The organism is Stenotrophomonas koreensis (assembly GCF_001431525.1).
GTDB classification, from domain to species: domain Bacteria; phylum Pseudomonadota; class Gammaproteobacteria; order Xanthomonadales; family Xanthomonadaceae; genus Stenotrophomonas; species Stenotrophomonas koreensis.
This window is the reverse complement of record NZ_LDJH01000018.1, coordinates 69,125-76,047: the sequence shown is the minus strand read 5'-3', so window position 1 is coordinate 76,047 and position 6,923 is coordinate 69,125. Positions and strand designations below refer to the sequence as shown.

Sequence of the window (6,923 nt, the reverse complement as noted above, 5' to 3'; positions counted from 1 at the left end):
TTGCCGCTGGCCTGGAAGTATTTGTTGGTTTCTGCGGCGATTTCCGCCACTTCGTTGAGCTGGTCCAGGTTCACCGCATCGGTGCCGGCGGTACCGGCGGCGACATTGGTGATCTGGCGCTCGGCGCCGGCACTGCCCACCGAAACGGTGTTGGCACGATCAGCCACCGCAGAGGCGCCCAGCGCCACGCTGGAGGCTGCCAGTGCCTGGGCACCGGTACCCAGGGCCGCAGCGCCGACGTCGTAGGCATAGGCGTTGGCGCCGACCGCCGTGGCGCCGGCCAGTGCGGCGCTGGCATTGAAACCGAGCGCGACCGCCTGGTTGGCATAAGCGCGGCTGAAGCCACCCAGCGCCGTGGCCTGCGGCGCATTGGCAAAGGCGGCAAAACCCACCGCCACGCTGTCGACGGCGCTGGCGTAGGCGGTGCCTGGCGTGGCACACCAGCCCAGGCTGTCATCGGCCAGGCGGCATTGATGATACCCGCCCACTGCCACCCCGGCAGGGGCCACCTGTGCCATTGCCGGCCCTGCCGCAAGCCCCAAGGAAAGCACCACGGCCATGGTCAAAGCACTGTGGGAAGCGCCCCCGCTGACGCGCCTGTCGGTGGTCCCGCCACCGCCATGGCCCGAGGCCAGTTCCGAGGCAACAACCATCTGCCCCAATGCTTTGTTCCAGACCTTGCGATAAATCCGATTCATCGACACTGCTCCTTGAATGGCTTCCGGCCAAGTGCGCGGGTGAAATACCTCGCACCAACCCCTGTATTGGTGTGTGACCCCTCGGCACTCTCGCCCCTTGCGAGACATTCACGAACTGGACGACTAGGTGAATACAGCCGAAACGGTTTGCCGAGTCTGTCGTCTCAAAATCACCACGTCAAATAACCGGCAAAAATGAGCCGGTCGGCACAATGGCGCCAGCAAATACTGACGCCGGTCACGCTTCGGGGCAGCTGCTGTCAAAAAACCGTGATCAAAAAGGAAACGCCGGGCAACCCGCAGCGATCAGCCACAAAAAAGCCCGCCTTGACGGCGGGCTTCGGAGCACGGGCTGGCGCGGAAAGATCAACCGCACCAGAGGCGGGCATTGCGGAACATGCGCAACCAGGGCGACGCGGTCCAGTGTTCGGGTGCCCAGCTGAAGTTCACCGGCCGGCCCCAACGCTCCGGATGCGGCATCAGGATCGTCACCCGGCCATCACTGCTGGTGAGGCCGGCAATGCCGTCCGGCGAGCCGTTCGGGTTCAGCGGGTAGGTCTGCGTCGGCTGCCCGTTGCCATCGACATAACGCAGCGCGACCACTGCCGCCGCCTGATCGGCCTGGCTGGCGAACTCCGCCCGGCCTTCGCCATGGGCCACCGCCACCGGGATCCGCGAACCATGCATGCCGGCCAGCAGGATCGACGGTGAATCGGCCACCTCCAGCAGCGCGGTGCGCGCCTCGAACTGCTCGGACTGGTTGCGCTGGAAGGCCGGCCAATGCCCGGCCCCGGGGATGATGTCCTTGAGCTGGCTCATCATCTGGCAGCCGTTGCACACGCCCAGCGCGAAGGTATCGGGACGGGCAAAGAAGGCGGCAAACATCGCCCGCAGTGCCGGCCGCTCCAGGATCGAAGTCGCCCAGCCGCGCCCGGCCCCGAGCACGTCGCCGTAGCTGAAGCCACCACAGGCAGCCAGGCCACGGAAACCGGCCAGGTCCACCCGGCCGGCGATCAGGTCGGACATATGCACATCGAAAGCGTCAAAGCCGGCAGCGGTGAACATCTGCGCCATTTCGACCTGGCCGTTGACCCCCTGCTCGCGCAGGATCGCCACCTTTGGCCGCACCGCGCTGTCCTGCAGCCCCTGGGCGACATTGTCGGCCGGATCAAAGCTGAGCCGGGGCTTCAGCCCCGGGGCGTTGAAATCGCGAGCCACTGCCGCTTCGGAATCGGCGCAGTCCGGGTTGTCACGCAGCTTCTGCATGGCATGGCTGACCGACCACCAGGCGTCGAACAGCTCCTCCCAGGACCACTGCACCAGGGTCTTGCCATCGGCATTGACCCGGATCGTCGGCGCATTGCCGGGACGGGCAATCCGCTGTGCGCACTCGGTCAGGGCATGGCGCTCGACCAGGTCGGCAAACGCGGCGCGGTCTTCATCGGCCACCTGGACGATCGCACCGAGCTCCTCGTTGAACAGGCTGCGGAACGGATCATCGCCCCAGGCATCGAGGTTGATTTCCAGGCCCTGGCGCGAGGCAAAGGCCATTTCGCACAACGCGGCAAAGGCGCCACCATCGCTGCGGTCGTGGTAGGCGCGCAGCAGGCCGTCGCGGCGGGCATCGCGGATCAGTTCAAAGAACGCACGCAGGCGCTGCGCATCATCCACATCCGGTACCGCACCACCAAAGGCCGGCAGCGCCGAATCATCGGCGTAGACCTGGGCCAGGATCGACCCGCCCAGCCGCTGCTTGCCCGCGCCCAGGCCAATCAGCCACAGGTCGCTGTCGATATCACGCTGCAGCAGCGGGGTCAGCTGGGCACGTGCATCGGCCACCGGCGCGAAGGCAGAAATCACCAGCGAGACCGGGCTGACCGACTTCTGCGCCTGGCCATCGGCCTGCCACTGCGCCTGCATCGACAGCGAGTCCTTGCCGACCGGGATGGAGATGTCCAGCGCCGGGCACAGTTCCATGCCCACTGCCTTGACCGCTTCATACAGCCGGGCGTCCTCGCCCGGGTGGCCACAGGCGGCCATCCAGTTGGCTGACAGCTTGACCGTGTCCAGCGCCTCCACCGGCGCGGCGCACAGGTTGGTCAGCGCCTCGCCCACCGCCATGCGCGCGGCGGCAGCCGAATCGAGCAGGGCCAGCGGCGTGCGCTCGCCAATGGCCATCGCCTCACCGGCGTGGGTGTCAAACCCGGCCAGGGTGATGGCCACATCCGACACCGGCACCTGCCAGGGGCCGATCATCTGCTCGCGCGCGGTCAGCCCGCCGACGCTGCGGTCACCGATGGTGACCAGGAAGTTCTTGGACGCCACGCTCGGGTGCGACAGCACCCGCAGGCCGGCCTGGTGCAGGTCCAGGCCGGCGGTGGCCAGGGCCGGCCAGCGCGCGGGTGACGGGCTGCTGGCATCGCGGTGCATCTTCGGTGCCTTGCCGAACAGCACGTCCATCGGCAGGTCGATCGGCGCATCGGCCGGAATGTTGCCCGGGGTGGCGCCATAGGCGACCACCAACCGCTCCTCGGCGGTGGCCACACCAACGGCGGCGAACGGGCAGCGCTCGCGCGCGCAGATCGCGGCGAACTCCTCCAGGCGGTCGGCAGCGATGCCCAGCACATAACGTTCCTGGGATTCGTTGCACCACAGCTCCAGCGGCGACAGTGACGGATCATCGCTGGGCACCTTGTCCAGATCGATCACCCCGCCCACGCCCGAATCGTGCAGCAGCTCGGGAATCGCATTGGACAGGCCGCCGGCACCGACGTCATGGAAGAACTTGATCGGGTTGTCCGCACCCATCGCCACGCAGCGGTCGATGACCTCCTGGCAGCGGCGCTCCATTTCCGGGTTGTCGCGCTGGACACTGGCAAAATCCAGCGCCTCGGCCGATTCGCCCGACGCCACCGACGAGGCCGCGCCACCGCCCAGGCCGATCAGCATCGACGGGCCACCGAGCACGATCACCCGGTCGCCCTCGCCCAGCGTGATCTTGTCCACCTGGATGCGGTCGATCGCGCCCAGGCCGCCGGCCAGCATGATCGGCTTGTCGTAGGCGCGGGTGATGCCGTCCTCGGGCAGCTCGAAGCTGCGGAAGTAGCCGAGCAGGTTCGGGCGGCCGAACTCGTTGTTGAACGCGGCGCCGCCGAGCGGGCCGTCGAGCATGATTTCCAGCGCCGGGGCCATGCGCGGGTTGAGCGCACGCGGCGCCTCCCACGGCTGCGGCAGGGTCGGAATGCGCAGGTGCGAGACGCTGAAACCGGTCAGGCCGGCCTTTGGCTTGCCGCCACGGCCGGTGGCACCCTCGTCGCGGATCTCACCGCCGGCACCGGTGGAGGCGCCCGGGAACGGGGCGATCGCAGTCGGGTGGTTGTGGGTCTCGACCTTGATCTGGAAGGCGCTGGGCACCACCGCTTCGGCGCGGTAGCGGCCATCGGCCGGGTCCGGGCGGAAACGCGCCGCCGGGTGGCCTTCGATCACCGCAGCATTGTCGCTGTAGGCACTGAGGGTGTACTGCGGGGTCGTCTGATGGGTGTTCTTGATCATCCGGAACAGGGAGCGGTCCTGTTCCTGGCCGTCGATGGTCCAGCTGGCGTTGAAGATCTTGTGGCGGCAGTGCTCCGAGTTCGCCTGGGCGAACATCATCAGCTCCACGTCGCTCGGGTCACGCCCCAGCTCGCTGTAACGCTGGCGCAGGTAGGCGATCTCGTCCTCGGCCAGGGCCAGGCCCAGGCGGGCGTTGGCCGCCTCAAGCTCTGCCAGCGCGATGCGCTCGAGCTGGCCACGCGGCGGGCTGCTGAACAGGGCGCCGGCGCTGGCGATGTCCGCCAGCAGGGTCTGGGTCATCGGGTCGTGCAGCACCTTGGCCACGGCCGCTGCCTGGGCCGGATCGGCCGGCCATCCGGACAGTTCCAGCAGCAGGCCGCGCTCGACCCGGTGCACCGGCTGGCCGGCGCCACGGATCAGCTCACTGGCCTTGCTCGACCACGGCGAAAGCGTGCCCAGACGCGGCACCACGATCCGGCTGACACTGCCGGTGGGGCTGGGCTGCACGCTGGTGCTGGCTTGCAGGATGCGACCAAGCACGGCCATATCCAGAGCCTGCGGGTCAGCCGCGTCAACAAAGTACAGGTGCCGGGCGCTGGTGATACGCAGGTCAGCGGCGATGGACTGCAGGCGGGATTCGAGCCGTTCGCGGCGGAACGGGGAAAGGGCAGCTGCGCCCTCGAGGACGATCATGTCCGGCAAACCGTGTTGGGAAACGGCCCACTATTGTAAGCCATCGCCGGCCCCGAACCAGCGCCGGGGACGAGCGGGCCGGAGCAGACCTGCGCCTGCTCCGGCAAAACCACTCAGCGCGCGGCCGGGCCGAGCTTTTCCAGCGCTGCCTTCAGCTGCGCCGGCGGCACATAACCGCCCAACTGGCTGCCATCGGCGGCGAAAATCGCCGGCGTGCCATTGACACCGAGCTTCTGCCCCAGTTCGTAGTGCATTGCCACCGGGCTGGTGCAGCTGCGCGCCGACACCGGCTGGCCAGCCTTGGCGTTGTTCATCGCGCTGCGGCGGTCATCGGCACACCAGACCGAGATCATGTCGGTGAAATCCTGGCTGCCCGGGCCCATGCGCGGGAAGGCCAGATATTCCACCCCGATGCCGTTGCGGTTGAGCTCGGCAATGTCCTGGTGCAGCTTGCGGCAATAACCACACTCGGTGTCGGTGAACACGGTCACCGTGTACTTGGCATTGGGCGGCACGAAGCGGATGCGCTGATCGGCCGGCACCTGGGCCAGCAGCCCACGGCGATGGGCCAGCAGGCCGTCGCTGGTGGCCATGGCACGCTTTGAAATGTCATACGGCTGGGCCTGCATCAGGAAGCGGCCGTCATCAGAGACGTAGAGCACCTGACCGGAGACCACCACCTCACGGAAGCCGGCAAACGGGGCCGCGCCGATGTAATCGGGGCTGAAATCCGGGTCCAGCTCACCCAGCGACTGCCGCACGCGGGCTTCGATGGCCGCGTCATCGGCCGTGGTGGCGGTGGGCTTGCTGGCGGCAGTTGCCGCAGTCGGAGCAGGCGACTGCGCGCAGGCAGTCAGGCTGAGGGCAGTCAACAGGGTGGCAAGCAGGTAACGGGACATGGGTCATCCAACATGGAGTCAGCCCGAGGATTCTCGCACAACCCTGCTGGCCGACAGCGACCGGGTTCTCAACCACGCGGATGGTGGTGGCGATGCAGCTGCTTGAGGTGCTCGCGTGCGACCAGGGTGTAGATCTGCGTGGTGGACAACGAACTGTGGCCGAGCAGCATCTGCAGCGCGCGCAGATCGGCGCCGTGGTTGAGCAGGTGGGTGGCAAAGCTGTGCCGCAGCGAGTGCGGGCTGATCCGGTCGGGGTTGATCCCTGCCAGCAGGGCATAGCGCTTGACCAGCCCCCAGTACGCCTGACGACTGAGCGGCCCACGCCCGGCGGTAATGAACAGCGGCACCTGGCCATCGCCGGCGGCAGCCACCGCGCGCCCGCCCGCCAGCTGCGGCCGTGCCTGCTGCAGATAGCGCTCCAGCCAGTACAGGGATTCGGCGCCCAGCGGCACCAGCCGTTCCCGGCTGCCCTTGCCGGTGACCCGCACCACCCCCTGACGCAGGTTCACGCCGCTGGCCGGCAGGCCAACCAGCTCGCTGACCCGCAGCCCGGCGGCATACATCAGCTCGAGCATGGCGCGGTCACGCAGGCCTTCGGGGCTGGCCAGGTCCGGGGCGGCCAGCAGGCCGGCAATCTGCGCCTCGCTCACCGCGCGCGGCAGGCTGCGGCCGCGCTGCGGGCTGTCCAGCAGCGCGGTCGGGTCATCGCTGCGCGCGCCGGTGCGCAGCTGCAGGGCATAGAACGCCCGCAGCACCGACAGCAGCCGGGCGGTACTGCGCGGCGACCAGCCATGGGCACTGCGCCAGGCCAGATAGGCCAACAGGCCGGCACGATCGATCTGCAGCAGGCCACCGTGCTGGCCATTGCGCCAGCGCGCCAGTGCTTCCAGATCGCGGCGGTAGCTTTCCAGGCTGGCCCGGGACAGGCCCTGTTCGGCCCATGCGGTATCCAGAAACGCGGCAATCCGCTGCGCATCGGCCGGCACCAGGGCCGGCAGGGCACCCACCAGCTGGCGGCGTTGCGCCGGGCTGCGGGCGGGCGGGCAATCAACAACGGCGGTATTCATCGCCGACAGCATAC

At 68.2% G+C, this 6,923-nt stretch carries 3 protein-coding genes and 2 pseudogenes; all 5 read right to left on the bottom strand.

Annotated elements, in window-relative coordinates:
• Window positions 1-518 (bottom strand): annotated as a pseudogene (locus ABB25_RS14975) (hypothetical protein); the annotation flags it as partial.
• A gap of 48 nt (window positions 519-566) precedes the next feature.
• Window positions 567-698 (bottom strand): annotated as a pseudogene (locus ABB25_RS15020) (ESPR domain-containing protein); the annotation flags it as partial.
• Between the two features lie 366 nt (window positions 699-1,064).
• Complete coding sequence (gene purL / locus ABB25_RS11115; protein WP_057666789.1) at window positions 1,065-4,943, bottom strand: phosphoribosylformylglycinamidine synthase; 3,879 nt, start codon at window positions 4,941-4,943, stop codon at window positions 1,065-1,067.
• 113 nt (window positions 4,944-5,056) lie between these two features.
• On the bottom strand, window positions 5,057-5,842 hold the full coding sequence (locus ABB25_RS11110) for a thioredoxin fold domain-containing protein (RefSeq protein WP_057666787.1): 786 nt from the start codon (window positions 5,840-5,842) through the stop codon (window positions 5,057-5,059).
• 68 nt (window positions 5,843-5,910) lie between these two features.
• Window positions 5,911-6,909, bottom strand: a complete 999-nt coding sequence (xerD, locus tag ABB25_RS11105; protein ID WP_057666784.1) for a site-specific tyrosine recombinase XerD — start codon at window positions 6,907-6,909, stop codon at window positions 5,911-5,913.
• Window positions 6,910-6,923: the final 14 nt, after the last annotated feature.

Bases quoted from the DNA above. Each gene is read 5' to 3' on its own strand.
- ABB25_RS11110 (WP_057666787.1), bottom strand. From the start codon at position 5,842: ATGTCCCGTTACCTGCTTGCCACCCTGTTGACTGCCCTCAGCCTGACT.
- purL (WP_057666789.1), bottom strand. From the start codon at position 4,943: ATGATCGTCCTCGAGGGCGCAGCTGCCCTTTCCCCGTTCCGCCGCGAA.
- xerD (WP_057666784.1), bottom strand. From the start codon at position 6,909: ATGAATACCGCCGTTGTTGATTGCCCGCCCGCCCGCAGCCCGGCGCAA.